This window comes from Allobosea sp. LC85, assembly GCF_000735605.1.
Classification (GTDB): domain Bacteria; phylum Pseudomonadota; class Alphaproteobacteria; order Rhizobiales; family Beijerinckiaceae; genus Allobosea.
In genome coordinates, this window is record NZ_JPKG01000027.1 from 257,512 (window position 1) to 283,793 (window position 26,282).

The following is a 26,282-nucleotide window of genomic DNA, read 5'->3' on the forward strand; positions in this document are numbered from 1 at the left end:
GAGGCGCTGCCATGCCGGATGTCGTTATCGTCGGAGGCGGGATCAGCGGCGTCGCGGCCGCTTACGAGATCGCCCGCGCCGGCCATTCCGTGACGCTGGTCGAAGCGCGCCGCCTGGCGTCGATGGCCTCGGGCTGGACACTCGGCGGCGTCCGGCAATCCGGGCGCGACCCGGCCGAACTTCCGCTCGCCAAGGCCGCGGTTGAACGCTGGAGCGGGCTCGATACGGAACTCGATGCCGCGACGGGCTATCGCCGACGCGGCAATCTCCGCCTCGCCCGTACCGAGGCGGAAACCGAGACGATCCGCGAACTGGTGGCGCAGCAGCGGCAGCTCGGTCTCGAGATCGACTATCTGCCTGACAACGCTGCGATCCGTGCCATTGCGCCGGCGATCGGCCCGTCGATCCTTGCGGCCTCCTTCTGCCCCGGCGACGGCCATGCCGACCCGGTCCTGGCCGTGCGCGCCTTTGCGGCAGCGGCGTCCCGTCACGGCGCCATCATCCGCGAGGATGTGGCGGTCCGCGCATTGACGTGCTCAGGCTCCAGAGTCACCGGTGTCGAGACGATGAGCGGCGAGGTGGTTCCGGCCGACCGGGTGATCGTTGCAACCGGCATCCACGCGCCCGAATTGCTGCAGCCGCTCGGACTTGCATTACCGCTGATGGTGAAGCTCGTCTGCGTGATGCAGAGCGTGCCGCTGCCGCCGCTGTTCGAGCAGGTTTTCGGCGTCGCCAATGCCGATGCCGCGGGCCGGCAGGAGATCGACGGGCGCCTGCGCGTCACCACCGGCATCGGCGACTGGCCGCATGAGCCGCGCTCCTGGACGTCGGATGCCCTTGCGCCGCGCGCCTCCGATATCGCGACGCTGATCGCGCGGGTCACGCAGGTGCTGCCGGCGTTCGCCGATGCCGGGATCGCGCGGCTCTGGGGCGGACTGATCGACCTGACGCCCGATGCCCTGCCGGCAATCGACGCCCATACCGGCATCGAGGGGCTGATCATTGCCGCCGGCTTCTCCGGGCATGGGTTCGGCATCGGCCCGGTCACGGGCGAGATCCTGGCCGATCTCGCCCTGTCGCGGCAGCCGCGCTTCGATCTTGCGCCCTTCAGGCTGGATCGGTTTGCCGGCGCCACGAAACGCGATGCCGAACCGACCCTGCACGGCTAGAGGACGCCCGACATGCTTGCCCCCGATGGACGCGTGATCCTGATTTCCGGCGCCAATCGCGGGATCGGCCGCGCTATCGCCGAGGTGCTCCATGCGGAGGGCTACAGCCTGAGCCTGGGTGGGCGCGACCTCGCCTCGCTGAAGGCGATGAGTGCTGGCTGGGATGCCGCGCCTGTCCACATCGCCCGCTATGATGCGCGCGACTGGGCCAGCCAGCGCGCCTGGGTCGATGCCGCCGCTGCCCGCTTCGGGCGGATCGACGGGCTCGTCAACAATGCCGGCATGCATAGCGCGATGACGCTGCGCATGCCGGACGAGGCTGAGCTCGACGCGATCTGGGCGGTGAACTGCAAGGGGCCGCTCAACCTGATCCATTGTGCCTTGCCGCATCTGGAGGCGAGCGGGGCGGGGCGCATCGTCAATGTCTCCTCGATGTCGGGCAAGCGGGTGCGCAACGACCACATCGCCTACAACATGACCAAGCATGCGATGATCGCGCTGAACCATGCAGCGCGGCGCATCGCCTGGGACAAGGGCGTTCGCGCGACCGCGCTTTGCCCCTCCTTCGTGCGGACCGACATGACCGCAGCCAGCACGGCACTCCCGCCCGACGCAATGACGCAACCGGAGGATCTGGCACGGCTGGTTGCCACCATGATCGCGCTGCCCAACAATGCTGCCATCGCAGAATTGCTGGTCAATTGCAGGCTGGAGGATACGCTCTAGGCGCAGGTTCCAAGACAGGGACAGGACGGGCCAGGATCCCACGGGATCACCGCCCTGCCCCGATATCACCGGCGTGAAACCCGGGATCGTCGACATCCAAGAAAAGAAGGGAACAGCAATGAAACGAACCGGTTCAATCCTCGCCGCCATGCTGGCGAGCGCGCTCATGGCAAGCCCGGCGCTGGCCCAGAAGACGGTCCTGACCGTCGGCATGCAGAGCGCCGATGCCGGCGTGCTCGACCCGCATCTGAACTCCGGCACGCCTGGCAAGGCGATGCTGCAATGGATGTTCAACGGCCTGGTCCGCATCAAGCCGGGCGAGCTCTCGCCCGAATTCATGGAGCCCGATCTCGCGGAGAGCTGGACCGCCTCGGCCGACGGCAAGGAATGGACGTTCAAGCTGCGCCAGGGCGTGCAGTGCCACCACGGTTATGGCGAATTCACCTCCGAGGACGCGGTCTATTCGCTGAACCGCGCCGCGACCAAGGAAAGCTCCGCCTTCTCGTCGGATTACGGCGCCTTCGACAAGGTCGAGGCCCCCGACAAATACACGGTGAAGATCACGCTGAAACAGGCAGTCCCGAGCCTGCTCGGCATCGTCATGAACTACCATGGCGGCAACATGATCTGTAAGAAGGCGGCCGAGGAACTGGGCAAGGACGGCTTCGCCAAGAAGCCGGTCGGCACCGGCCCGTTCATGTTCTCCGAATATGTCCCGCAGCAATACGCCAAGCTCGTCGCCAACCCGAACTATTTCCGCGGCAAGCCGAAGCTGACCGAGATCCTCTACCGCTTCATCCCCTCCGATTCCTCGCGCGACCTCGCCTTCCAGTCCGGCGAACTCGACATGATGCTCGGCCGGCAGGAGCAGGCCTGGGTCGACCGCATGAACGCCTTGCCCGGCGTCAAGGTCGTGGCAATGGGGCCGGCCGAGATGTCGGTGCTCCACCTCAACACCAGTCAGCCGCCGCTCGACAATCTCAAGGTCCGCCAGGCAATCGCGCATGCCATCGACCGCAATGCGATCTGGCAGTTCCGCGGCAAGAACATTTCGCGCCCGAGCGTCTCGGTGGTGCCGTCAGGCTATCTCGGCACTGACGAGAAGGCCCCGCTGCTGCCCTTCGATCTGGCAAAGTCAAAGGCCTTGCTGGCCGAGGCCGGGTTCCCGAACGGCGTGACGATCAAGGCGATCAACACCACGCTGCCTTCGATGCTGAGCTTCACTGAGGCTGTGCAGGCGCTGCTGAAGCGCGCGGGTATCACACTCGAGATCCAGCCGGTCGAGCACGCGACCTTCCACCAGCAGATCCGCCAGGATCTGTCGCAGGTGGTACATTTCCAGGCCGCGCGCTTCCCGGTTGCCGACGTCTATCTCTCGCAGTTCTTCCACTCGCGCGCGATCGTGAAGACGCCGACGGCAGTGACCAATTTCTCGCATTGCAAGGTTGCCGATGCCGAGATCGACCAGGCCCGCTCCGAGACCGACAAGGCAAAGCAGCTGGCGCTCTGGAAGACGGCACAGGGGAAGATCATCGCGGAGGTCTGCGCCGTGCCGGTCAACGAGATGATGCAGCTCTGGGCCTATAAGGACAGCCTCGATCTCGGCTACGAGCTCAGGGCCTCGCTCAATCTCGGCCCGCCGGTCCTGGAAACCACGCGTTTCACCAAGTGATCGTCTCGGTCCGGGGATGCGGATCTTCGTCTCCCCGGATACATCGAAGCGCAGAGCCCGGCACCAGCAGAGGCCTCGGCGCTCGATACTGCATCCCGCTGCTTCTGTCGGGATGATGGTTGTGGTTCCGCGCGAGGCAATCCAGCCTCCCGCTTCCGGGATCTTCCTTATGTCAGGCATGGCGGCAGCATGAGCGCCTTCCTCGTCAAACGCCTCGGCTTCGCAGTCGTCACGCTCTGGGCCGTACTCTCACTCGTCTTCGTCGTTGTCCGGATCGTGCCGGGCGATCCGGCGCAGGTCATCCTCGGCGACCAGGCGGACGCGACCGCGATCGCCGCGATGCGCACACGGCTCGGGCTCGATGCGCCGATCGCCGTGCAATACTGGACCTTCCTGTCCGGCGCACTCAGGGGCGATTGGGGCGTTTCGCTCGTGACCGGCCGTCCGGTGATCCAGGAGATCCTCGCCGTCCTGCCCTGGACGATCGAGCTGACCATCGTCTCGATGGCGATCGGCATCGTCATCGGGGTGCCGCTCGGCGTCTGGGCGGCGATCAACCGCAACCGGATGCCTGACTATGTCACCCGGATCGCCTCGCTGCTCGGCCTATCCTTCCCGCCCTTCGTCTCGGCGATCATCCTGCTGATCGTCTTCGCGATCATGCTGCGCTGGTTCCCGGTGATCAGCGCCGGCCAGGGCTCTGCCTCCGCCTGGTTCCAGGCCATGGCGTTGCCGGCGCTCAATCTCGGCCTGATCATGGCCGCCTACATCACCCGCGTCGCCCGCTCCGCGATGCTTGAAGTGATGCAGGAGGATTATGTCCGCAGCGCCCGCGCCAAGGGTGTGCCCTGGCGCGTCGTCGTCTGGCGGCATGCCCTGCGCAACGCGCTGATCCCGATCATCACCATCGTCGGGCTCTATCTCGGCATCCTGATCGGCAATTCGGTGCTGACCGAGATCGTCTTCAACCGGCCCGGGCTGGGCAAGCTCATTGTCGGAGCGCTGAACCAGCGCGACTACACGATGCTGCAGGGCATGATGGTGATCTACACGTTGATCGTCGTGCTGGTGAACATCGCGACCGACCTGACCTATGCCCTCGCCGACCCCAGGGTGAAGCTGTCATGAGCGCCTCCGTCCATGATGCCGCGCCGGTGGCCCCGCCGCGGTTGCGCTGGCTCAAGGCGACGATCAGCGCCTTCAATGCCAACAAGACCTCCTGGGTCGGGCTCGTCATCGTCGTTGCGGTGATCCTTGCCGCCGTGCTGGCGCCGGTGATCGCGCCGCATGATCCGCTGGAGCAGAACATCCTGTCGCGGCTGCAGCCGCCGCATGAGAACTACTATCTTGGCACCGATTATTTCGGGCGCGACATCCTCTCGCGCCTGCTCTACGGCGCCCGGATCTCGCTGGTGATCGGCATTGCGTCGACCGTCATCGCGATGCTTGCCGGTTCGCTGATCGGCATCCTCGCGGGCTGGTATGGCGGACGTTTCGACGTGGTCGTGATGCAGGCAATGGATATCCTGCTCGCTTTCCCCTCGCTGATCCTCGGGCTGATCCTGGTCGCCATGCTCGGCCCCTCGATGGAGAACATCACCATCGCGATCGCGCTGACGTCGATCCCCTCCTTTGCACGGATCGCCCGCGCGCCGACCATCTCGGTAAAGGAGCGCGACTATATCGAAGCTGGCCGCGCGCTCGCCTTCTCCGATGCGCGGATCATGGCCCGGCACATCCTGCCCAATATCTTCCCCGAAATCCTGGTGATGGCCTCGCTCTGGCTCGCCAACGCGATCCGGACCGAAGCCTCGCTCGCCTTCATCGGGCTTGGCGTCAAACCGCCGGTTGCGACCTGGGGCGGCATGATCCGCGAGGGCTTCGAGAACATCCTCGACAGCTACTGGCTGGTGCTGGCGCCGAGCCTCGCCATCCTGATCATCGTCTTCGCACTCAACATCCTCGGCGACGGTCTGCGCGATGCCATCGATCCCAAGCTGAAGGGCGAGCGATGAGCGCACCGGTCCTTTCCGTCCAGAACCTGCAGACCGCCTTCCGCATTGGCGGGCAATGGCGCTGGGCCGTCGAAGATCTCAGCTTCGACGTCGCACCGGGGCAGACGGTTGCGATCGTCGGCGAATCCGGCTCCGGCAAGAGCGTCACCGCGCTTTCGATCATGCGGCTGGTCTCGGCTGCCAACGGCCGGATCGAAGGCAGGATCGCGCTTGAGGGGCGCGACCTGCTGGCGCTGCCGGAAGAGGAGATGCGCAAGGTTCGCGGCAATGATGTCGCGATGATCTTCCAGGAACCGATGACGAGCCTGAACCCGGTGCTCACCGTCGGATTCCAGATTGCCGAGGTGCTGCGCTACCATCGTGGGCTCGACAGGGCGGCAGCCGAGGCCGAGGCGTTGCGGATGCTGGAACGGGTGCGGATCCCCTCCGCGAAGGCCCGCTTCAGCAATTACCCGCACCAGCTCTCCGGTGGCATGCGCCAGCGCGTGATGATCGCGACGGCGCTCGCCTGCAAGCCAAAGCTCCTGATCGCCGACGAGCCGACGACGGCGCTCGACGTCACGATCCAGGCGCAGATCCTTGAGCTGATCAAGACGCTGCAGGACGAAGAGGGCATGTCCGTTCTGTTCATCACCCATGACATGGGCGTCGTCGCCGAGATTGCCGACCGAGTCGTGGTGATGTGGAAGGGCCGCAAGCTCGAGGACGCGCCCTCGGCGCAGGTCTTCAATTCGCCCGTCCACGGCTACACCAAGGCGTTGCTCGCCGCCGTGCCCAGGCTCGGCGACATGCTGGGGCACGGTCTCCCGTTGCGCTTTCCCCGGATCGACCCGGACAATGGCGAGGTGCGTGGCCAGCCGGTCGAAGCGGCGGATACGGTCAAGGCAGGTGAGGCGCCGCTGCTCGAGGTCTCAGGGCTGACGACGCGCTTCGGCATTCGCGGCGGCGTGCTCGGGCGGCTGCGTGGCCGGGTGCATGCGGTCGAGGATGTCTCCTTCACCTTGCAGCGTGGCGAAACGCTCGCCCTGGTCGGTGAATCCGGCTGCGGCAAGTCGACGACCGGCCGTTCGATCCTGCGGCTGATCGAGCCTTCGGCGGGCACGGTGCGCTTCGGTGGCCGCGACGTCACCAAGCTCGGCAAGGCCGATCTGCTCGATGTTCGCCGCAGCATGCAGATGATCTTCCAGGACCCCTTCGCCAGCCTGAACCCACGCAAGAGCGTCGGCAGCGCGCTGGCGGAGCCGATCCTGGTCCATGGCCTCGCCAAGGGCACTGAAGCGCAGGAGCGCGTCGCGGACCTCTTGCGCCGGGTCGGGTTGGCGCCCGAGATGGGGGTGCGCTTCCCGCATGAATTCTCCGGTGGCCAGCGCCAGCGTATCGCGATTGCACGCGCGCTGGCACTCTCGCCCAAGCTGGTTGTGGCGGATGAGGCGGTCTCGGCGCTCGACGTCTCGGTGAAGGCGCAGGTGCTCAATCTGATGCTCGACCTGCAGGCCGAGTTCGGCCTCGCCTACCTCTTCATTTCGCATGACATGGCCGTGGTCGAACGCGTCAGCCACCGGGTCGCGGTGATGTATCTCGGCGAGATCGTCGAGCTCGGCCCACGCGAAGCCGTGTTCTCCGACCCGCAGCATCCCTACACACGCAAGCTGCTCTCGGCGGTGCCGGTGCCGGATCCGGCCCGGCGCAGCCTGCGCCGCGAACTTGCGGTGGACGAGATCCCCAGCCCGATCCGCACCCTGGACTGGTCTGCGCCAAGGCAAACGCTGGTGGAGACGGCTCCCGGCCATTTCGTCAGGCAGGCATTGTGAAGCGATTCGTGCGCGGCAGGCGCGCCAATTGGCGTTGCGGAGAAGGCCCTGGGTGAGCGGACAGCGGGCCTAACGCATCGGCCCGAAAAGTGCATTGCGGTTTTCGGGCCGATGCAAACACAAAAAGGTTAGCTCATCCGGTCCGATGAGCTAGCCCTGTGGGCTAGGGTTATGCCGACCTGCGCGTTCGGTCTGTGCTGATGCCGCGGTCTTTGCCTTGCTGCCGCCCTTGAGCATGTTCCAGCTGTTGGGCTGGCTGACGCTGCGCTTGAGATAAGCGATCGTTGCCGCCGCTTCTGTCGGACTCTGGTCCTGTTGCGCCAGCGCTTCCGCTTCGCCAAATCTGCCCTGCAGCCCGAGCACCAGAACGAGGTTCTGCCGGATTCGTGCGTCAGCCCGGTTGGAGTTCGCAGCCTCGCGCAGCACGCGCTCGGCCTCCGGCAAGCGCTTGGACAGCGCGAGCGACAGGCCGAGATTGGACATCACCGTGGGCTCGCCGGGAGCGAGCTTGAGGGCAGTCTCATAGATCTGCTGGGCGCGGGCATGTTCGCCAAGCTGGTCGGCGACGGTGCCTTGTGCCGACAGGATGCGCCAGTCGGGCCGTTCCGGCGAATGGGCACGCGAGAGCACCTCGTCCGCTTCCTTGTAGCGGCCGTTATCGGCCAGCGAACGACCATAGGCACCGAGCATTTCGCGATCGTCGCTGTGCACGAGCACCGCGTTCTGCAGAACGGCGAGGGCCTGTGCGTTCTGGTCGAGCGCCCGCAGCGCGCGGGCATAATAGAAAGCGGAATTCCGGTCCTTCTGGTTCGCGTCGTAGCGCTTGCCCCATTGGTCGGCCTCGGCGCGCCATTCGGCGGGCCCGCGTGGCTGGGTCGGAGCGGACCTGCCGATGGAGCCGGTAACGTCGCCGATCCCGCCGCGGCCCTGGCAGCCGGCCAGCGCGAGCGAGGCGAGGCACAGCACTGCCAACAGGCCGCCGCGGGAGGCCGCAGCCGAACGATACGTGACTGCTGGGAAGCAGCGGGACATGGGCCGGATTGCCTTGCCACGAGAGAGAACTGGTCGTTCTGGTGGTAAAACGTTAACCCTAATGCTTCCTTAACTGGCCTCGCCGATTACCCTCTCCAACAGGTCCCTTCAGCCGTGCACAGCCTGCTCCTTGCCTCTGCGCCTTTCGCCGTCCCGGTCCATCTCGTCTCGAAGGCGGGGTGGCCGGCACTGCTCGAGCGCCTTGCGCCCGAGGCGGCGCGCTTCGCGAAGGCCCATGGCTTCGCAGCGCGCCCTGGGCAGCATGTTGTGCTGCCGGACGGAGCGGGTGCCGTCAGCGCGGTGCTCCTTGGTGTCGAGGGGGCATCGGCGCGGCGGCGCGACCCGTTTGCTCCCGGACGGCTCGCCGCGATGCTGCCGGAGGGCGATTATCGTCTGGAGGGCGAGGTCGATGATTCCGGCCTTGCGGCGCTCGGCTGGCTGCTCCAGTCCTATCGTTTCGAGCGCTATCGCAAGCCGCAGCCGGCCCGCGCCCGGTTGGTGTTGCCAGAGGGCGTCGATGGTGTGGAGCTGAGCGCGCTCGCCGCGGCGGTCGCCATCGCGCGCGATCTCGTCAATACGCCGGCGAGCGATATGGGGCCCGCCGAGATCGAGGCTGCGATCCGCCAGCTCGGGCAAGATTTTGGTGCGAGCGTAAGCAGCGTCGTCGGGGATGATCTGCTCGAGCACAACTTCCCGATGATCCACGCCGTCGGTCGGGCGTCGCCGCGCGCTCCGCGCCTGATCGACCTTGCGTGGGGCAACGCGGCCGATCCCAAGGTGACACTCGTCGGCAAAGGCGTGGCTTTCGATACCGGGGGGCTCAACCTCAAGACAGATGCCGGCATGCTGCTGATGAAGAAGGACATGGGTGGGGCCGCGGCCGCAGTCGCCGCTGCGCGCATGATCATGCAGGCGAGACTTCCGGTACGGCTGCGCCTGCTGGTGCCCGCCGTCGAGAATGCCGTTTCCGGCGCATCCTTCCGCCCGGGCGATGTGCTCCGCAGCCGCAAGGGGCTGACGGTCGAGATCGGCAACACCGACGCCGAGGGCCGGCTCATCCTGGCCGATGCGCTGGCCTTGGCGGATGAGGAGGCCCCGGAACTGCTAATCGACTATGCGACGCTGACTGGCGCCGCCCGTGTCGCGCTCGGTCCTGATCTGCCACCCTTCTACACCCATGACGAAGGGCTCGCGGTCGAGATTTCTCGGCTGGGGCAGGCGGTGAACGACCCGGTCTGGCGCATGCCGCTCTGGCCGCCCTATGACGGGCTGCTCGACTCCAAGATCGCCGACGTCAACCACGTTTCCGGGGGCTCGTTTGCCGGCTCCGTCACTGCTGCGCTCTTCCTCAATCGTTTCGTCGAGAAGACACAGTCCTACGCGCATTTCGATATCTATGCCTGGAACCCGTCGTCGAAGCCCGGTCGCCCCGAGGGCGGCGAATGTCAGGCCGCGCGCCTGACCTATGCGCTGGTCAAGCAGCTCTATCCGAAGGCTCGGTGATGAGGCCCGGCGATCTCCGCGCGGCATGCCATTGATAGTCGGCGATTAAGTCTGTTCGACGAGAGCGATTGCAGCCGTGGCTTGGCGCGATAATGATACGGACCCGTAACGATCGGGGGTCGTATCAGTCATGGCGTTGGAGATCAGGCCTTCGCAGGCGCTCAGGCTCTGGCGGCAGGTGCATCTCGATCTGGTGCATGACGGTCAGGCAGACCTCTCGGCCCGCCAGACCGCGATCCTGCTGACGATCTATCTCGAGTTGCCACCGCATACCGTGCGCGGGCTTGCCCAGCAGCTCGGCGTCACCAAGCCTGTGATCACCCGCGCGCTCGACACGATGGGCAAGCTCGGCCTCGTCACCCGCAGGCGCGACGAGTTCGACCGGCGCAATGTCGTGATCCAGCGCACGGTGGCCGGGGCCCTTGCCGTCGAGCGGCTGGCCGATCTGGTGGTGCAACGGGCGCGCGAGCTCGGGCCGGGTTGAGTAAAGGCGTCTTCGCGCATCAACAGGCTCCGGCTATGGTGCCCGCATGAACACGATTCTCGATCGCCGACTGACACCGGTCCGTCCCGACCTTGCCGCCCGGCACCTGATGGGCCAGGTCGAAGCGCGCGCCTATGCCGACCCCGTCACCATGCGCGTCGTCGCCCCCTTCGCGCCGGTTCGGCGCGAGCCGCGCCCCGACGCTCCTCTCGATACGGAGGCGCTCGCGGGCGAAGTCGTGCAGGTCTATGAGCAGCATGAGGGCTGGGCCTGGGGCCAGCTCGGCGCCGACGGCTATGTCGGCTATTTGCCGGACGATGCGTTGCGTGCCGATGTGCCCGCGCCGACGCACCGCGTTCGTGCACTGCGGACCTTCGTCTATCCCGGCGCTTCGATCAAACTGCCGCCGCTTGCCGCGCTGTCACTGGGCGCCGGCCTGGCCGTCGCTGGTGAGAGCGGCAATTTTCTTGTGCTCGCCGATGGCGGCCATGTCTGGCGCGCGCATCTCGCGGAACTCGGCGAGGGCGAGGCCGATTTCGTCGCCGTTGCCGAGCGCTTCGAGCATGTCCCCTATCTCTGGGGCGGCAAGACCAGCCTCGGCCTCGATTGCTCCGGCCTCACCCAATTGGCTCTGGCCGCGGCAAAGATCGCTTCGCCGCGCGATTCCGACATGCTGGAAGCGGCGATCGGCGAGCCAATCGCCTTCGATGACAGCCTCGTCGGCTTAAAACGCGGGGACCTCGTTTTCTGGAAGGGGCATGTCGGCATCATGACCGACGCCGAGACGCTGCTGCATGCCAATGGCTATACGATGACGGTCTATCGGGAGCCGCTGCGCACGGCTCGCGACCGGATCCTGGTCAAGAGCTTCGGCGCCATCACCAGCATCCGGCGGATAACTGGCACCTAATCCAGCGCTTTCAGCCGATAGAGGGCGTCAAGCGCAGCTCGCGGCGTCATCTCGTCGAGGTCGAGCGCTGCGAGGGCTTCGCGCAGCGCGTCCGGGGCAGCCTCGGCCGCAGCAATGGGCGCAGGTCGCCTCGCCGGCGCAGCAAAGAGCGGCAGATCATCGACCAACGAGGCGACAGGCTTCTCGCGCTCCGTCTTCTCCAGTTCTCCGAGAATGGCGCGGGCCCGCTCGACCACGGCCGGCGGCAGGCCGGCGAGCTTGGCGACCTGGATACCGTAGGAGCGGTCGGCGGCACCGGGTACGACCTCGTGCAGAAAAACGACCTCGCCATTCCACTCGGTCACCCGCACCGTGGCATTGGTGACGCGCGCCAGCCGGTCTCCGAGTGCTGTCAGCTCGTGATAATGCGTCGCGAACAGCGACCGGCAGCGATTGATCTCGTGCAGGTGCTCGATTGCAGCCCAGGCGATCGACAGACCGTCGAAGGTCGCCGTGCCACGGCCGATCTCGTCGAGGATGACGAGCGCGCGCGGCCCGGCCTGGTTCAGGATCGCGGCGGTCTCGACCATCTCGACCATGAAGGTCGAGCGTCCCCTGGCGAGATCGTCGGCGGCGCCGACGCGTGAGAACAGCCGGTCGACGATGCCGATATGGGCGCTCGCAGCGGGCACATAGGAGCCCATCTGCGCCAGCACGGCGATCAACGCGTTCTGCCGCAGGAAGGTCGATTTACCGGCCATGTTCGGGCCGGTGATGAGGCAGATGCGACCGCCGGTGTCGGCTGCGCCAAGAGCCGAGAGCTCGCTGTCATTGGCGACGAAGGGTTTTCCATCGCGCTTCAATGCCGCTTCGACCACCGGGTGGCGCCCCCCCTTGATGGTGAAGTCGGCGCCGTCATCGACGAGGGGCCTCGTCCAACCTTCGCTGGCCGCGAGTGCCGCGAGGCCTGCTGCGACATCGATCTCGGCGAGCGCGAGCGCTGCGGCCTTGATTGGCTCGGCTTCGTCCAGAACGGCGGTATTGAGCGAGGCGAAGACCGAGAGTTCGAGCTTCAGTGCGCGGTCGGCGGCGGAGGCGATCTTGGATTCGAGCTCGCCGAGTTCGACCGAGGAGAAGCGCATCGCGTCCGACATGGTCTGGCGGTGGACGAAGGTGGCGCGCCAGGGCTCCTTCAGGAAGTCCTCGCCAACGGCCTGCGGCACCTCGACGAAATAGCCGAGCATGGAGTTATGCTTGATGCGCAAGGTGCGGCTGCCGGTCTCGGCCGCATAGCGCGCCTGGAGCTGCGCAATGACCTTTCGCGAATCGACCTGAAGCAGACGGAGTTCGTCGAGTGCCGCGTCGTAGCCGTCACGCACGAAGCGTCCGTCGCGACGGTTGAGCGGCAGATCGTCGGCCAGGGTCTCGGTCAGCCGGGCGGGCAGGGCCGGGTCGGTTGCGGCCAGCGTTCGGGCGGCTATCGTCAGTGCTTCCGGCAGATTGTCGTGGCCACCGAGCGACTGGGCGATCGCTCGTGCCGCGCTCAGGCCTGCGCCCAGCGCCGCAAGGTCGCGCGGACCGCCGCGATCGAGCGAGAGCCGGGCCAGGGCGCGGGCGATATCCGGCACATGGTCGAGCTCTCGGCGCAGGGTCTCGCGCAGCGGAGCGTCGTTCAGCAACGCTTCGACGGCGTCGTGCCGCATGGCGATCGCTGCCGGCTCGGTCAGCGGGCCGGCAAGCCGTTCGGCCAGCAACCGCGCGCCGCCGGGCGTCACCGTCCGGTCGATGCTGGAGAGAAGGCTCCCGGTGCGTTCGCCCGAAAGCGTGCGCGTCAGCTCGAGATTGGCGCGTGTCGCAGCGTCGATCAGCATGGTCGCGCTGCCGGAATCACGGACGGGTGGTGACAGCGGCGGGCGGGCGCCGAACTGGGTCCGTTCGACATAGGCCAGCGCCGCGCCGGCGGCCGCGATCTCGGCGCGGCTGAAGGCGCCGAAGGCATCCAGCGTGGCCACGCCGAAGAACTCCTTGAGCCGGCGCTCGGCCGAAGCCGCGTCGAGGCCCTCGCGAGCCAGAGGGGTCACCGGCACGGTGAGCTCGCGCCAGAATTCCTTCAGTTCGGGGTCGTCGTGGATCGCTTCCGGGCAAACGATCTCGCGGGGCTCGAGCCGGGCGAACTCGACGGCGAGCCGCTCCGGCGGGGTCTCCATGACCGAGAAGCGTCCTGTGGAGATGTCAACCGACGCGAGGCCGTAGAGTGCGCTCGAATCGCTGAGCTTGCGGCGAGCAACCGCAACCAGAAGGCTGGCGCGGCCGGGCTCGAGCAATCGCTCCTCGGTAATGGTGCCGGGCGTCACCAGGCGCACGACGTCGCGCTGGACCACCGATTTTCCGCCGCGCTTCTTCGCTTCCGCGGGGTCTTCGGTCTGCTCGCAAACAGCGACGCGGTGTCCGGCGGCGATCAGGCGCTGCAGATAGTCGTCGGCGCGCTCGACCGGTACGCCGCACATCGGGATATCCTCGCCGAGATGCTTGCCGCGCTTGGTCAGCACGATGCCGAGCGTGCGCGAGGCGATCTCGGCGTCCCGGAAGAACAGCTCGTAGAAATCGCCCATCCGGTAGAACAGCAGGCAGTCGGGATTGGCCGCTTTGATCTCGACATACTGCGCCATCATCGGCGTGACGCGGCCGGCGTCGACCGCGACCGCAGCCTTCGGGACGGAACGCGTTGCTTCGGGAAGGCTCGGGGATTCAGGAATGTCGCGGCGCATGGCCGGCGGACGCTATCAAAAACCACGCGCGCCGCCATCCGTTAGCGAGACTTTCAACAATTGAAAGCACGGTCATTTCGTCATTCCGGCCCAAGGCCCGTTCATGCTGCTTCTGATCAGTCTCGTCGAAAGTCTTTCTTTCCTGCTGCTTGCAGCGTTGATCCTGACCATAGCGGCCCCGTTGATCGAGGGGCGGCCATGGCTGCGCCAATGCTGTGTCGGCGTCCTGTTTTCGATTGGCGGCCTGCTCAGCATGGCGCATCCCTTCGTGCTCCAGCCCGGCATCGCCATTGATTCCCGCAATGTCTTCGCCATCCTGGCCGGGCCGGTTGGAGGACCCCTGGCAGCGGCTTTGACGGCTGTTCCGCTTGTGGTCATGCGTTACGCCAGTGGCGGAGCCGGCATGCCGACCGGGGTGGCGGGAATCGTGCTGCACGCTCTTGCCGGCGTCGCCTACGCCGCCTGGCTGGGGCGGCGCAGGAGCCCGCTGGCCTTCCGCGATCTTGCGGCTCTGAGCCTGGTCGGGGCCGGCTGCCTGCTTGCCTCCGTGGCCTTCATGCCGGGCTGGGCAGTCGCCGAGCGGTTTCTGCGCGAGGCTGTGCCGGTCATGATTGCGGTCAGTGCTGCAGGCACAATGCTCGTTGGCCTCGTCATCAATAATGACCGTGAGCGGCGCGAGAACTCCTACAGGCTGCGGACATTGATCCAGCGGGCGCCGGGCACGCTCTACCAGCGCACCCTCCATCCCGAGGGTTTGACGAGCTATCGGTTCGCCTCCTTCTCCATCGACAAGTCGCTCGGCATTACCAGGGAAGAGGTCGAGCGCGACCCCGAAATCTGGCTCGGCAAGATGCTGCCCGAGGATCGGGAGCGCTTCGAGCGGTTGCGGGCGGCGCCGGAGGGGGCAGCCACGCTCTGGCGTTTCGAGGCGCGCTACCACGGCACCGACGGAGCAATCGTTTGGCTGCGCAGCGAATCGACGCGGCGCAAGATGGCGGACGGCTCGGTGGTCTGGGATGGCATCCTGCTCGACATCACCGACGAGAAAACCCTGGAAGCGCGTCAGCAGACCCTGGAGGAGCAGCGCAAGGCAGCATTGACCGAACTTGCCGGCGATCTCGAAGTCACGGTGGGGCAAGCCTTGCGGCAGGTTGGCTCTTCGGTGCGCGATATGCACCGGGCCGCGAGCCAGATGGCCGAGAACGCCAATAGCACGGCGCTGCGCGCAGTCGACGTCACACGCCAGGCCGAGAACGCCTCCCAGCGCGTCGGCAGTGTTGCAGTGGCTGCTGAGGAGATCGATGCCTCGATCCGCGAGCTGACGCGCCAGACCTTGCACGCCGACGATACCGCGCGCGAGGCGGCGAGCTATGTCCGCTCCACACGCCGCGATGTTTCGGGTCTCACCGAGGCTGCCGACAAGGTCAGCTCCGTGCTCGCCTTCATCGAGGATATCGCCTCCCGTACCAATCTGCTCGCACTCAATGCCACGATCGAGGCGGCGCGTGCCGGCGCGGCAGGGCGCGGATTTGCCGTCGTTGCCGGAGAGGTCAAGAACCTGGCGGAGCAAACGCAGAAGGCGACGCGCGACATCGCCGACACGCTGCAGGATATCCGCTCCGCCGCCTCCACCGCTTCAGACGCGATCGCGCGGATCGAAGGCACGATGGGCGCGATCGAGCAGACCTCCAGCGCCATTGCCGAGGTCGTCGGCCGCCAGGCCGGGATCGTCTCCAGCATTGCCACGGACGCCGTGCTCGTCGCCGGCAGCACCAATGCGGTCAGTGAAAGTGTCGGAAGCGTCGGTGGCGAGGCCCGAATGACCGGCGAGAGTGCCATTCAGGTGGTGGAAGCCGCGCGCCAGGTCAGCGAGCAGACGGTCGCGCTCGATCGTTATGTCGGCGATTTCGTCCGCAGCGTCCGCGGCAGGCTCTGAACCCGGCGACCGTCTTCCATTCTTGCCTCATCGTCATCACGCCTGATCCGCAATCGCTCCTTGTGGTGCGGCTGGGGGCTGACCTAATGTCGATACCCTTCAGGAAACGCTCACAAAAAGAACAGTCGCATGAACGATAGCCCGCCGACCAAACGCGCCCGCCCGACCTTCACCGATCAGGAGGCGCTGCTGTTTCATTCGCAAGGGCGGCCGGGCAAGCTCGAGATCGTACCGACCAAGCCGATGGCGACGCAGCGCGACCTCTCGCTGGCCTATTCGCCGGGCGTTGCGGTGCCGGTGCTGGCGATCGCCGAAGATCCGTCGCGCGCCTATGACTACACCACCCGCTCGAACCTCGTGGCGGTGATCACCAACGGTACGGCCATCCTCGGGCTCGGCAATCTCGGCGCGCTCGCCTCCAAGCCGGTGATGGAAGGCAAGTCGGTGCTGTTCAAGCGCTTCGCCGACGTCGACTCGATCGATCTCGAGGTCGACACCGAGGATGCCGACGCCTTCATCAATGCGGTGCGCTATCTCGGTCCGTCCTTCGGCGGCATCAATCTCGAGGATATCAAGGCGCCGGAATGCTTCATCATCGAGGAGCGCCTGCGCGAATTGATGGACATTCCGGTTTTCCATGACGACCAGCACGGCACCGCGATCATCGCCGCCGCCGGCCTGATCAACGCGCTCGATCTGACGGATCGCGACGTCAAGACGACCAGGCTCGTCGTCAATGGCGCGGGCGCTGCGGCCATCGCCTGTACCGAACTGCTCAAGGCGATGGGCTTCAAGCCGGACAACGTCATCCTCTGCGACACCAAGGGCGTGATCTATCAGGGCCGCACCGAGGGCATGAACCAGTGGAAGTCGGCCCATGCTGCCGTCACCGACCGGCGCACGCTCGCCCAGGCGATGGAGGGCGCGGATGCCTTCTTCGGCCTCAGCCAGAAAGGTGCGGTGACGTCGGACATGGTTCGCTCCATGGCTCCGAACCCGATCATCTTCGCCATGGCCAATCCCGACCCGGAGATCACGCCGGAAGAGGTCGCTGCGGTGCGTGACGACGCCATCATGGCGACGGGCCGCTCGGATTATCCGAACCAGGTCAACAACGTCCTCGGCTTCCCCTTCATCTTCCGTGGCGCGCTCGATGTCCGCGCGACCACGATCAACATGGAGATGAAGATTGCTGCTGCCGAGGCTCTTGCCTCGCTCGCACGCGAGGATGTGCCGGACGAGGTGGCCGCCGCCTATCAGGGCGCGCGCCCGCGCTACGGCAAGGACTACATCATCCCTGTCCCATTCGACCCCCGGCTGATTCATGTCGTGCCCATGGCGGTCGCCAAGGCGGCGATGGAAACGGGCGTTGCCGGCAAACCGATCGTCGATACCGGAGCCTACAAGGCGCAGCTCTCGGCGCGGCGCGATCCCGTCGCCGGCACGCTGAACCGCATCTTCGAGCGGGTTCGCCGCTACCCTAAGCGGGTCGTCTTCGCCGAGGGCGAGGAGGAGCAGGTCATTCGCGCCGCGACGTCCTTCGTCAATCAGGGGCTGGGTCACGCCATTCTGGTCGGTCGCGAGGATCGGATCAGCGAAACCGCGACCTTCCTCGGCGTCGATCTGGAAGCCAAGGGCATCGAGATCCAGAACGCCCGGCTCTCGCATCGCAACTCGGCCTATGCCCAGTATGTCTATGAGCGCCTGCAGCGGCATGGCTACCTGTTCCGCGACTGCCAGCGCCTGATCAACCAGGACCGCAACCATTTCGCCGCCGCGATGGTGGCGCTCGGCGATGCCGATGCGATGGTGACCGGTGTCACCCGCAACTACTCGATCGCCCTGGAGGAAGTCCGGCGCGTCATCGACGACAAGCCGGGGCACCGGCTGATCGGGGTCTCCGTGGTGATCTCGCGCGGCCGCACCGTGCTCGTCGCCGACACGGCGATCACGGAGATGCCCTCGGCGCGGGACCTGTCCGAGATCGCCATCGAGGCGGCAGGCGTTGCACGCCGTCTCGGCTACGAGCCAAAGGTTGCGATGCTGGCCTTCTCGACCTTCGGTCATCCGGCCGGTGAGCGCTCCGAGAAGGTCCGTGAAGCGGTCAAGATCCTCGATGGGCAGCGCGTCGATTTCGAGTATGACGGCGAGATGGCGGCCGATGTCGCGCTCAACCGCGACGTGATGAGCCAGTACCCGTTCTGTCGTCTCACCGGACCGGCCAATGTGCTTGTCATGCCGGCGTTCCACTCGGCGTCGATCTCGACCAAGATGCTGCAGGAACTCGGGGGGTCGACCGTGATCGGTCCGCTGATCGTCGGTCTCGACAAGCCGGTGCAGATCGTGCCGCTCGGCGCCAAGGATTCCGACATCGTCAACATGGCAGCGCTCGCCGCCTTCAATATCGGGGGCTGAACGCACGGGTCGTCATTGCGACTGCAATGGCGGGCCGGGTGCTCAAGACGCCTTCTTCCTGCAGGTCTCGGCCGCCTTCCTGGCCGAGACCTTTGTATCCGGTATGCCGCGGCCCGAACCGCTTGTTGCCGCCGCCGCTTTCCTTGTCGACGGTGGCCCGGGTACGTCGTTCGCCTCCTCATGCGGGACGCCGCGGTCCTCATAAAGCATCGGCCCGAAAAGTGGATTGCGGTTTTCGGGGCAAAGCCGATGCGAACACAGAAGGTTAGATCATCGGACCGGATACGATATCCGGTCCGATGATCTAGCTCTCCTCGATATGCCAGCCTTGCGCTTTTGCTTGTCGGTGCAGGCGGATTTGTCGCCACGCGACATGGTTCCTACCTGTTGCAGGGTTCTCCGCTCTGGTTTCAGCCCGGCGCCGGCTCAGTGCGAAGGCTGGACCAGTCCTGAAATTGCCACGGAGCGGGCGGACCCTGCGCTCTCGGGCCTTCTTCTGCACAATCCAACTTGAAACGGGACTTGTCCGTCGACGCCGGATGAGTTCGCTCGATCGGGAGGACATGATGCGCGAACCCGATATGCAGAAACTCGATGCCCTGATCGGCAATCTCGTTGGCGATGTCGGCGCCTCCGTTTCGGGCGCCCTGGTTGTGCTCGGCGACAGACTTGGGCTCTTCAAGGCGATGGCGGACGGGGAGCCCGTCAGCCCTCAGATGCTCGCGCAGAAGACCGGCTTGAAGGAACGCTATTTGCGGGAGTGGCTGTCAGCGCAGGCGGCCGCCGGCTATGTGACCTATGACGAGGGCGAAGACCGCTTCAGCCTGACCCCCGAACAGGCCATGGTCTTCGCAGAGGACGACAGCCCCGCCTTTTTCGCGGGCGCCTTTGAAATCGTCCAGTCGATGTGGATCGACGAACCCAAGGTCGCGGAAGCGTTTCGGACCGGCAAGGGCTTGGGCTGGCATGAGCACAGCAACTGCCTGTTTCGCGGCACCGAACGTTTCTTCCGGCCCGGGTACAACAGCCATCTTGTGGCAGACTGGATTCCGGCATTGGACGGCATGCAGGAGCGTCTGGAGGAGGGGGCCGTCGTCGCCGATGTCGGCTGCGGCCATGGCGCCTCGACCATTCTGATGGCCCGGGCCTATCCCAGGTCTACCTTCACGGGCTTCGACTATCACGGGCCCTCGATCGAACGTGCGCGTGTTGCGGCGGAGGAAGCTGGTGTCGCCGACCGCGTGACATTCGCGCAGGCCAGCGCGAAGGACTTTCCGGGCCGGTCCTGGGATCTCGTCGCCATGTTCGACTGCCTGCACGACATGGGCGACCCGGTCGGCGCAGGCAGGCACGTCAAGGAGACCTTGGGCCCGAACGGCACGTGGATGATCGTCGAACCCTTCGCGCATGATCGTTTGAAGGACAATCTCAACCCGGTCGGCCGAATCTACTACGGCGCCTCGACCTTGATCTGCACGCCGGCATCCCTGTCTCAGGAGGTTGGCCTCGGGCTTGGCGCCCAGGCCGGTGAGATGCGTCTTCGCAAAGTTGTGCTCGATGCCGGCTTCTCGCATTTCCGCCGTGCGACCGAGACTCCGTTCAACATGATCTTCGAAGTTCGGGCCTGAAAGTGACCCCACCCGGCGTTTCAGCCGGTGGTCGTCGCCGCGTCATAGGCATCCTGCAGCATCAAGCGGCAGGCCTCCGCCTGTTCCCGTGCCGAGGGCAGGGTGATGTACTGCGTGACCTCGGCGAGGTCGCGCAGCGCGACGTCGACGGCTGTCAGAAGGTCGATATCCAGCGGTTCCGGGATGGTGAGCGGCTGTACGGGTAAGCGGAACTGCAGGATCTGGCCCATTGGGAACTCTAACTGACGGCGAATCGTGTCGTCAGTTTCGTTCCGCAGGGTCAGTAAGACGTTAACGCCGAAGCGGAATGTGACGGGAACACAGTCCTGCCCGACAGCCGCAGCGGGGTGCGCCTTCCTCAAGTTCAATCATGATTGAACTATTTGCAAAGGTACCGAAGTATCCAGGCGCTGTGCTGGACTACTTGAAATGCTGCAATTGCGCAGAAATGCTCGCCGGGAAGTGAACTCGAGCACTCTGCTTAAAGCGTTCTTTACAGATTCTGGGGATTTGATGGGAAACGCGCGGCCTTGCCGTGCTGCCTGTCCGCCAGCCCTTGCCTGCAAGGGCTCCCTCTTCTTGGCCGCAGCCACGCGCGAGCGTGTCGCGTTGATAACAAAAAAAGACAATGCGTCGGGGCGCAGTTCGATGAAGTCCATCCGTATCAAGATCCTGACCATGCTGGTCATTGTTGCAGCGGCCGCGGTCATTTCGGCAGTGCTGAGTTTCTACGCACTCTCAAAGGCGGATAGTCTGAACGAACGCGCAAGCAACCAGGGCGACATCGCCTTGCTGACCGAGCGGCTCAACGGGCACGTGACCGGCATCGTGATGGAGTCGCGCGGCATCTACATGGCCAAGAATGCGCAGGAGATCGAGCAATACGGCAAGGGTTTGGAGGATCGCTTTCCGCAGATGCGGCAGCTCGTCGAACGGCTGAAGGCGCTCTCACCGGCCAGCGAGCGGGAGCGTGTCTCCCAGATCGAGAAGGCCGTCGCGGATTTCATTACCTATCGAACTGAAACCGTTCGGATCGGACGGCAGGTTTCGGCTGCTGCGGCCAATGCGCAGGGCAATACCGATCTGAACCGGGCGAACCGGAAGGCCGTGAACGATCTCCTGGTCGCATTCAGCAAGCGCAACGAGGATGTCGGAAACGCGCTCGGCGATGAGGCGGCTGCCTTCACCAAGCAAGCCAGGCTGGTCCTGCCGCTGGTGCTGCTGGTGACCTTGCTGGGCGCGCTCGCTGCGGCGTTGATCTTCGCGCAGCGCTCGATCACCTCGCCGATCCTCGCCCTCAGCGCTGTCATGGAGCGCCTGACTGCCGGCGATACCAAGATCGATGTGCCGCATGTCGCCCGTCAGGACGAGATCGGCACCATGGCCCGCGCCGTCGCGGTGCTGCGTGAGAGCACCGAGCAGGTCGCCGCGCTGCAGGCGGAAGAGCGTGCAAGTGCGGAGCGTCGCCTGCGTCAGGCCGAGTCGATGGCCTCTGTGGTGTCGGATGTCGGCGAGGTCGTTGCCGCCGCTGCGTCCGGTGACTTCTCGGCGCGGCTCGCCATCGATGGCGCTGACGAACAGATGCAGAAGCTGATCAGCGGCATCAACGAGATCAACGCGGTGGTCGATTCTGCCACGACCGAGTTCGCGAAGGTGCTGCAGGCCGTTGCCTCCGGTGACCTGACGAACCGGGTCGATACCACCTATCGCGGCCGCTTCGCCGATCTCAAGGGCGCGATCAACGAGACGGTCGATCGGCTGTCCTCGACCGTGCGAGCAATCCAGGTGACCGCCGGCGATGTCGGTCTGGCGTCCCGCGAGATCAACACGGGCGCCGACGACCTGTCGAAGCGCACCGAGGAGCAGGCGTCCTCGCTCGAGGAGACCGCCGCAACGACGGAGGAGCTTGCTGCTTCGGTCAAGGCTTCGGCGCAGTCTTCGAAACAGGCCGCGACGATCGCCGGGGACGCGATGCGCGCTGCGCAGTCGGGCGGCGAGATTGCCGGCAGGGCTGTCGAGGCCATGGCGCGCATCGAAAGCGCCTCGAAGAAGATTTCCGACATTATCCGCGTGATCGACGATATCGCCTTCCAGACCAATCTGCTCGCGCTCAACGCGGCGGTCGAGGCAGCCCGCGCCGGCGATGCCGGCAAGGGGTTTGCGGTCGTTGCTTCTGAGGTGCGTACCCTGGCGCAGCGCTCGGGCGCCGCCGCCAAGGACATCTCGGGGCTGATCTCCTCCTCGAATGCAGAGGTCACCGAGGGCGTCGAACTCGTGCGTCAGGCCGGTGCGGCCCTGACCGAAATCCTCGACGCCTCGCAGAAGGTCGCAGCCACCATCGCCGAGATCTCGACCGCATCCGGCGAACAGGCCAATGGCATCGACGAGATGAGTCAGGCCGTCGCGCATCTCGACGAAATGACTCAGCAGAACGCGGCCCTGGCCGAACAGAGTGCTGCCTCCGCCGCGTCGCTGACGCAGCGGATTGGCCAGCTCAATGACCTCGTAGCGGCCTTCCGGACCGGGCCGGATCAGGCGCGGCAGATGGCTGCCCCGGTCGCGACCGCGGCCGTCACCCAGATGGCGCTCCGCCCCGCGCGTCTTGCGACCAAGGCGGCGCCCTACGCGCCGCCGGCGTTGCGTGCCTCCGATATCGAGGCGATCGATGCAGGCGGGGCCGAGCCCGAGCGCCTGCGCCAGCTTGCGGAGGCGGCCTTCGCGCAGACCAAGGCTGCGCCGAAGCGCCCCGTCATGCCGGCCAAGAAGGTCGTCAACGGCCGCGCATCCGATGCAGGCTGGGAAGAGTTCTGAGCCTTCCGCCCTGGGGCACGGTTCACATCGAATTGAGGGCCGCCGGGTTCGCCCGGTGGCCTTTTCGTGTCAGCAGAGAGGCGTCGCCTGATGTGAGGGTGTTCAGGCCCATTCGCCCTTGCGGAAGACTGCGACGCGGCTGCCATCGGCGTGCACGCCGTCGATGTCGACCTGGTTCGAGCCGATCATCCAGTCGATATGGATGAAGCTCTTGTTGCCGCCTTGCGCCGCGATCTGCTCGGGTGTGAGCCTGGCGCCATCGACGAAACATTTCGAATAGCATTGGCCGAGCGCGATATGGCACGAGGCGTTCTCGTCGAAGAGCGTATTGTAGAACAGGATACCGCTCTGCGAGATCGGCGAGGAATGCGGCACCAGTGCCACTTCGCCGAGGCGGCGCGCGCCCTCGTCGGTGTCGAGAACCTTGTTCAGCACCTCCTCGCCACGCGTGGCCTTGGCCTCGACGATGCGCCCCTCCTCGAAGCGCACCGAAATGCCATCGATCAGCGTGCCCTGATGCGAGAGCGGCTTGGTGCTGACGACATGGCCGGAGACCCGCCTTGCATGCGGCGTGGTGAATACCTCTTCGGTCGGGATGTTGGCATTGCAGGTCACGCCGTTCTTGGCAGTCGAGGCGCCGCCCTGCCATTCATGGCCGTCCGCAAGCCCGATCGTCAGGTCGGTGCCCGGCCCGGAAAAGTGCAGTGAGTGGAAGTTCTGCGCGTTCAGCCACAATGTCCGGCTGCGGAGTGCCGCATTATGCGTAGCCCAGGCTGAAATGGGGTCGGCAACGTCGGCCCGCGAGGCAGAGAAAATCGCCTCGGCCAGCTTTGCGACGGCGATGTCCTCTGCCTCATCCGGGAAAACCTGGCGAGCCCAGGACGCGGTCGGGTAGGCCAGGATGTTCCAGTTGATATCGAAGCCCGCGATCTTCTCGAGAGCGGGCTGATAGGCGATCGAGTTGGCCTTGTTGGCGCGCGCCACCTTGGCCGGATCCTGCCCTGACAGCAGCATCGGGTTGTCGCCAACGATGGCGAGGCGCGCGGTGTTGGCGGCGAAGGCTTTGCCGACACCTTCATAGAGCCAGCCTGGCGCCCGGTCGAAGCTCGCATCCGGGGCATGGCGATAGCGCGAAAGCGTTACCTCCTCATCCGACAGCATCGGCGTCACGAGCCCGGCGCCGGCCTTGTAGGCATGCTCGGCGATCCGCCGCACCAGCGGCAGGGCGGCGACCGGCGCGGTCAGGAACAGATCCTGCCCGGCCTGCAGATTCAGACCGACCCTGACGGCAACTTCGGCGAGCCGGTCGAGCTTGGCGGGATCGATCGATGCCAGGATTTTTGGCTGATGCGTGGTCATGGAATGCGGCCTCTCATGCTGGCAAGTCCCTGATCGGCATCATGCGCAGCCGATCAGGGCGTCTTTGCGGTTTGGCAACAAGAACTCGCCCGCTTGGGCAGGCGCAAGGCGCTAATGCATCGGCCCGAAAAGTGGATTGCGGTTTTCGGGAAAGCCGATGCAAACACAAAAAGGCTGGATCATCGGACCGGATACGATATCCGGCCCGATGATCTAGCCGAGCATATTGCGCAGCGTGCGCATGAAGGCGCGCGAACCGGGCTCGATCAGGGCATCGGGGAAATCGAAATCCGGGTTGTGCAATTGCGGCGAGGTTTCGCCCGAGCCGAGGATGAACATCGCCGATTTCGCCTGCCGGCCGAACAGGCCGAAATCCTCGGAGCCGCGCGAGGGCGACCCCAGGCCATGTCGCAGCCTCTCGTCGTCGAAGGCCTTGCGCAGGAGCGCCACCGCCTCGGCGTCGTTTTCGCAATGATGGAAGACGTCGTGATAGCTTAGTTCGACGCCAAGACCCGATGCTTCAGCGGCTTCGCGCACCAGTGCTTCGGCCCGTGTGCAAAGCGCGCCCATTTGCGCATCGTTCAGCGTGCGCAGCGTCGCCCAGATCTCGGCCCGGCCGGGAGCGATCCCAAAGGCAGCTTCGCCGATGGCGGCATGTGTCACGGTGACGAGCGCATAGGCGGCATCGAGCGGGCCGCCAGGGCCGAGCGCCGTCAATGCCGGCATCAGCCGGGCTACCGCTGTAACCGGGGAGATGCCGTGTTCCGGCATGGAGGCATGCGAGGTCTTGCCGGTCAGCACGACCTGCAGACCGCGCGAGGCGCAGTTTGCCGGGCCTTCGGAGAGGGTGATGTAGCCGAGCGGCAGGCCGGGTTTATTGTGTAGCGAGAAGGCGTAATCCGGCGCGATCTCCGCGAATTTCGGGTCGGCGATGACGGCGGCGGCACCTGCGCCGTTCTCCTCTGCCGGCTGGAACAACAGCACTGCGCGGCCGCGCTGCGGTCGCTGGCGGCCGAGCCCGCGCGAGAGCGCCGCGACCATGGTCATGTGCCCGTCATGGCCGCAGGCATGGGATTTGCCGGGCACCTGCGAGCGATGGGCGCTCTCGGAGATTTCCTCGATCGGCAGGGCGTCGAGCTCGCAGCGAACCATCACCGTCGGTCCCGGCTCGCGCCCTTCATAAATCGCTGCGACGCCGTGGCCGCCGAGTCCCGTCACGATACGGTCCGGCTCGCTCGGGGCAAGAAAGGCAACGACTGCCTTCGCCGTCTCCTGCTCCTCGCCCGATATCTCGGGGGAGCGGTGCAATTGCTGCCGCCAGGCGACGAGCTCGACCATGTCGGAGTTGGTGAGAAACATACCGCTATCCCCTGAGCGCCGGCTGAATCAGACCTGATGCCGGTTTCGCACGGCCAGAGAATTATCAACTTGCGTGGAGCGGCAAGCGCCATTCTTGCCTGCGGGGGGCGCGCTGTGCTCATCCGTGGCCGGGAAATCGGAGGGTTTACCGCCGAAGAAGCCTCACCACACGGGACTCACCGGCTGCCTTCGAAACCCGCCAGGTACTTGCCCAGCAGGGCGTTGAGGGCCGCGTTCTCATCCGGGGAGAGCATGGCACTCAGCCGCGCCTGGGTCGCGACATGCGCCGTGACAGCAGCTTCGATTGTCGCAAAGCCGCGCTCGGTCAGTGAAATGATGAAACTGCGGCGATCCTCGGGGTTATGGGTGCGCTCGACAAGGTCTGCCTTCTCAAGTTGGTCGATGCGGTTCGTCAGCGTGCCCGAGGTGATCATCATCGTCGCCAGCAGATCACCCGGCGACAGGCTATAGGGGGCGCCGGAGCGCCGCAATGTCGCCAGAACGTCGAAGCTGGCCCCGTTGAGCCCGTGCTCGGCGAAGGTCTTCTCCATCTCCCGGCCGAGATGCTGCGAGAGCCGCTTCAGGCGGCCGAACAGCCCCATCGGCGTGACATCGAGATCCGGTCTTTCCCGGTTCCACTGCGCCAGAATTCCGTCGACATGGTCCATGCGGCCATCGTCGCGAGAGAATATCTTGACGTCAAGA

At 65.6% G+C, this 26,282-nt stretch carries 20 protein-coding genes; 13 read left to right on the forward strand and 7 right to left on the reverse strand.

Annotated features, from left to right (window positions below):
• The first annotated feature begins 11 nt into the window (after nt 1–11).
• The 6 genes from FG93_RS13395 to FG93_RS13420 all read left to right on the forward strand — a co-directional run bounded on the left by FG93_RS13395 (nt 12) and on the right by FG93_RS13420 (nt 7,393).
• On the forward strand, nt 12–1,169 hold the full coding sequence (locus FG93_RS13395) for an FAD-binding oxidoreductase (protein WP_043235014.1): 1,158 nt from the start codon (nt 12–14) through the stop codon (nt 1,167–1,169).
• A 12-nt stretch (nt 1,170–1,181) separates the two neighbouring features.
• On the forward strand, nt 1,182–1,895 hold the full coding sequence (locus tag FG93_RS13400; RefSeq protein ID WP_043235015.1) for an SDR family NAD(P)-dependent oxidoreductase: 714 nt from the start codon (nt 1,182–1,184) through the stop codon (nt 1,893–1,895).
• Between the two features lie 118 nt (nt 1,896–2,013).
• Nucleotides 2,014–3,567, forward strand: coding sequence for an ABC transporter substrate-binding protein (locus FG93_RS13405; RefSeq protein ID WP_043235017.1), 1,554 nt, complete (start codon nt 2,014–2,016; stop codon nt 3,565–3,567).
• Nucleotides 3,568–3,756: 189 nt separating this feature from the next.
• The gene (locus FG93_RS13410) at nt 3,757–4,695 is read left to right on the forward strand and encodes an ABC transporter permease (protein ID WP_043235018.1); all 939 of its coding nucleotides are present in this window, start codon (nt 3,757–3,759) and stop codon (nt 4,693–4,695) included.
• Complete coding sequence (locus tag FG93_RS13415) at nt 4,692–5,582, forward strand: ABC transporter permease (RefSeq protein WP_043235020.1); 891 nt, start codon at nt 4,692–4,694, stop codon at nt 5,580–5,582. The genes FG93_RS13410 and FG93_RS13415 overlap by 4 nt, the downstream gene beginning before the upstream one ends.
• Nucleotides 5,579–7,393, forward strand: coding sequence for an ABC transporter ATP-binding protein (locus tag FG93_RS13420; RefSeq protein WP_043235021.1), 1,815 nt, complete (start codon nt 5,579–5,581; stop codon nt 7,391–7,393). Before FG93_RS13415 ends, FG93_RS13420 begins: the two co-directional genes overlap by 4 nt.
• A gap of 150 nt (nt 7,394–7,543) precedes the next feature.
• Here FG93_RS13420 and FG93_RS13425 read toward each other — a convergent pair whose 3' ends face one another.
• Complete coding sequence (locus tag FG93_RS13425) at nt 7,544–8,425, reverse strand: tetratricopeptide repeat protein (RefSeq protein ID WP_081881520.1); 882 nt, start codon at nt 8,423–8,425, stop codon at nt 7,544–7,546.
• A 114-nt stretch (nt 8,426–8,539) separates the two neighbouring features.
• Here FG93_RS13425 and FG93_RS13430 point away from each other — a divergent pair, with 114 nt between their 5' ends.
• The 3 genes from FG93_RS13430 (at nt 8,540) to FG93_RS13440 (ending at nt 11,322) form a co-directional block, all read left to right on the forward strand.
• Nucleotides 8,540–9,928, forward strand: a complete 1,389-nt coding sequence (locus FG93_RS13430; RefSeq protein WP_043235022.1) for a M17 family metallopeptidase — start codon at nt 8,540–8,542, stop codon at nt 9,926–9,928.
• 130 nt (nt 9,929–10,058) lie between these two features.
• Nucleotides 10,059–10,412 (forward strand): MarR family transcriptional regulator, encoded by a 354-nt coding sequence (locus tag FG93_RS13435; RefSeq protein WP_043235024.1) that lies wholly within the window; start codon nt 10,059–10,061, stop codon nt 10,410–10,412.
• Nucleotides 10,413–10,458: 46 nt separating this feature from the next.
• Nucleotides 10,459–11,322, forward strand: coding sequence for a C40 family peptidase (locus tag FG93_RS13440; protein WP_043235025.1), 864 nt, complete (start codon nt 10,459–10,461; stop codon nt 11,320–11,322).
• On the opposite strand, the gene mutS is transcribed toward FG93_RS13440, so the two are convergent.
• Entirely contained in the window at nt 11,319–13,973 is a 2,655-nt protein-coding gene (mutS, locus tag FG93_RS13445) for a DNA mismatch repair protein MutS (RefSeq protein ID WP_244448610.1), read from the reverse strand. The genes FG93_RS13440 and mutS overlap by 4 nt on opposite strands.
• Nucleotides 13,974–14,172: 199 nt before the next feature.
• Between mutS and FG93_RS31215 the strand changes: the two genes are divergently transcribed.
• From FG93_RS31215 to FG93_RS13460, 3 genes are all read left to right on the forward strand, one after another.
• Nucleotides 14,173–16,005: a methyl-accepting chemotaxis protein gene (locus FG93_RS31215; RefSeq protein ID WP_052513718.1), complete on the forward strand. Its 1,833-nt coding sequence runs from the start codon at nt 14,173–14,175 to the stop codon at nt 16,003–16,005.
• Between the two features lie 129 nt (nt 16,006–16,134).
• Nucleotides 16,135–18,420, forward strand: coding sequence for an NADP-dependent malic enzyme (locus FG93_RS13455; protein WP_043235028.1), 2,286 nt, complete (start codon nt 16,135–16,137; stop codon nt 18,418–18,420).
• Nucleotides 18,421–18,986: 566 nt separating this feature from the next.
• On the forward strand, nt 18,987–20,048 hold the full coding sequence (locus tag FG93_RS13460) for a class I SAM-dependent methyltransferase (RefSeq protein ID WP_043235155.1): 1,062 nt from the start codon (nt 18,987–18,989) through the stop codon (nt 20,046–20,048).
• 20 nt (nt 20,049–20,068) lie between these two features.
• On the opposite strand, the gene FG93_RS13465 is transcribed toward FG93_RS13460, so the two are convergent.
• The gene (locus FG93_RS13465) at nt 20,069–20,278 is read right to left on the reverse strand and encodes a hypothetical protein (protein ID WP_043235029.1); all 210 of its coding nucleotides are present in this window, start codon (nt 20,276–20,278) and stop codon (nt 20,069–20,071) included.
• 138 nt (nt 20,279–20,416) lie between these two features.
• Nucleotides 20,417–20,707 carry a hypothetical protein gene (locus FG93_RS32885; protein WP_161783819.1) on the reverse strand — a complete coding sequence of 97 codons (291 nt, stop codon included), beginning with the start codon at nt 20,705–20,707 and terminating at the stop codon, nt 20,417–20,419.
• Between FG93_RS32885 and FG93_RS13470 the strand changes: the two genes are divergently transcribed.
• Complete coding sequence (locus FG93_RS13470; RefSeq protein WP_052513719.1) at nt 20,697–22,859, forward strand: methyl-accepting chemotaxis protein; 2,163 nt, start codon at nt 20,697–20,699, stop codon at nt 22,857–22,859. The two genes, FG93_RS32885 and FG93_RS13470, sit on opposite strands and share 11 nt — an antisense overlap.
• 102 nt (nt 22,860–22,961) lie before the next feature.
• Here the strand turns inward: FG93_RS13470 and FG93_RS13475 are convergent, their stop codons facing one another.
• The 3 genes from FG93_RS13475 to FG93_RS13485 form a co-directional block, all read right to left on the reverse strand.
• Nucleotides 22,962–24,218 carry an aminopeptidase gene (locus tag FG93_RS13475; RefSeq protein ID WP_043235031.1) on the reverse strand — a complete coding sequence of 419 codons (1,257 nt, stop codon included), beginning with the start codon at nt 24,216–24,218 and terminating at the stop codon, nt 22,962–22,964.
• Nucleotides 24,219–24,431: 213 nt separating this feature from the next.
• Entirely contained in the window at nt 24,432–25,577 is a 1,146-nt protein-coding gene (locus tag FG93_RS13480) for an amidohydrolase (RefSeq protein WP_043235032.1), read from the reverse strand.
• A 176-nt stretch (nt 25,578–25,753) separates the two neighbouring features.
• A complete protein-coding gene (locus tag FG93_RS13485; RefSeq protein ID WP_043235034.1) occupies nt 25,754–26,245 on the reverse strand; it encodes a MarR family winged helix-turn-helix transcriptional regulator in 492 nt (163 codons plus the stop codon).
• Nucleotides 26,246–26,282: the final 37 nt, after the last annotated feature.

Bases quoted from the DNA above. Each gene is read 5' to 3' on its own strand.
- FG93_RS13395 (WP_043235014.1), top strand. From the start codon at position 12: ATGCCGGATGTCGTTATCGTCGGAGGCGGGATCAGCGGCGTCGCGGCC.
- FG93_RS13400 (WP_043235015.1), top strand. From the start codon at position 1,182: ATGCTTGCCCCCGATGGACGCGTGATCCTGATTTCCGGCGCCAATCGC.
- FG93_RS13405 (WP_043235017.1), top strand. From the start codon at position 2,014: ATGAAACGAACCGGTTCAATCCTCGCCGCCATGCTGGCGAGCGCGCTC.
- FG93_RS13410 (WP_043235018.1), top strand. From the start codon at position 3,757: ATGAGCGCCTTCCTCGTCAAACGCCTCGGCTTCGCAGTCGTCACGCTC.
- FG93_RS13415 (WP_043235020.1), top strand. From the start codon at position 4,692: ATGAGCGCCTCCGTCCATGATGCCGCGCCGGTGGCCCCGCCGCGGTTG.
- FG93_RS13420 (WP_043235021.1), top strand. From the start codon at position 5,579: ATGAGCGCACCGGTCCTTTCCGTCCAGAACCTGCAGACCGCCTTCCGC.
- FG93_RS13425 (WP_081881520.1), bottom strand. From the start codon at position 8,425: ATGTCCCGCTGCTTCCCAGCAGTCACGTATCGTTCGGCTGCGGCCTCC.
- FG93_RS13435 (WP_043235024.1), top strand. From the start codon at position 10,059: ATGGCGTTGGAGATCAGGCCTTCGCAGGCGCTCAGGCTCTGGCGGCAG.
- FG93_RS13440 (WP_043235025.1), top strand. From the start codon at position 10,459: ATGAACACGATTCTCGATCGCCGACTGACACCGGTCCGTCCCGACCTT.
- mutS (WP_244448610.1), bottom strand. From the start codon at position 13,973: ATGATGGCGCAGTATGTCGAGATCAAAGCGGCCAATCCCGACTGCCTG.
- FG93_RS31215 (WP_052513718.1), top strand. From the start codon at position 14,173: ATGCTGCTTCTGATCAGTCTCGTCGAAAGTCTTTCTTTCCTGCTGCTT.
- FG93_RS13455 (WP_043235028.1), top strand. From the start codon at position 16,135: ATGAACGATAGCCCGCCGACCAAACGCGCCCGCCCGACCTTCACCGAT.
- FG93_RS13460 (WP_043235155.1), top strand. From the start codon at position 18,987: ATGCGCGAACCCGATATGCAGAAACTCGATGCCCTGATCGGCAATCTC.
- FG93_RS13465 (WP_043235029.1), bottom strand. From the start codon at position 20,278: ATGGGCCAGATCCTGCAGTTCCGCTTACCCGTACAGCCGCTCACCATC.
- FG93_RS13470 (WP_052513719.1), top strand. From the start codon at position 20,697: ATGAAGTCCATCCGTATCAAGATCCTGACCATGCTGGTCATTGTTGCA.
- FG93_RS32885 (WP_161783819.1), bottom strand. From the start codon at position 20,707: ATGGACTTCATCGAACTGCGCCCCGACGCATTGTCTTTTTTTGTTATC.
- FG93_RS13475 (WP_043235031.1), bottom strand. From the start codon at position 24,218: ATGACCACGCATCAGCCAAAAATCCTGGCATCGATCGATCCCGCCAAG.
- FG93_RS13480 (WP_043235032.1), bottom strand. From the start codon at position 25,577: ATGTTTCTCACCAACTCCGACATGGTCGAGCTCGTCGCCTGGCGGCAG.
- FG93_RS13485 (WP_043235034.1), bottom strand. From the start codon at position 26,245: ATGGACCATGTCGACGGAATTCTGGCGCAGTGGAACCGGGAAAGACCG.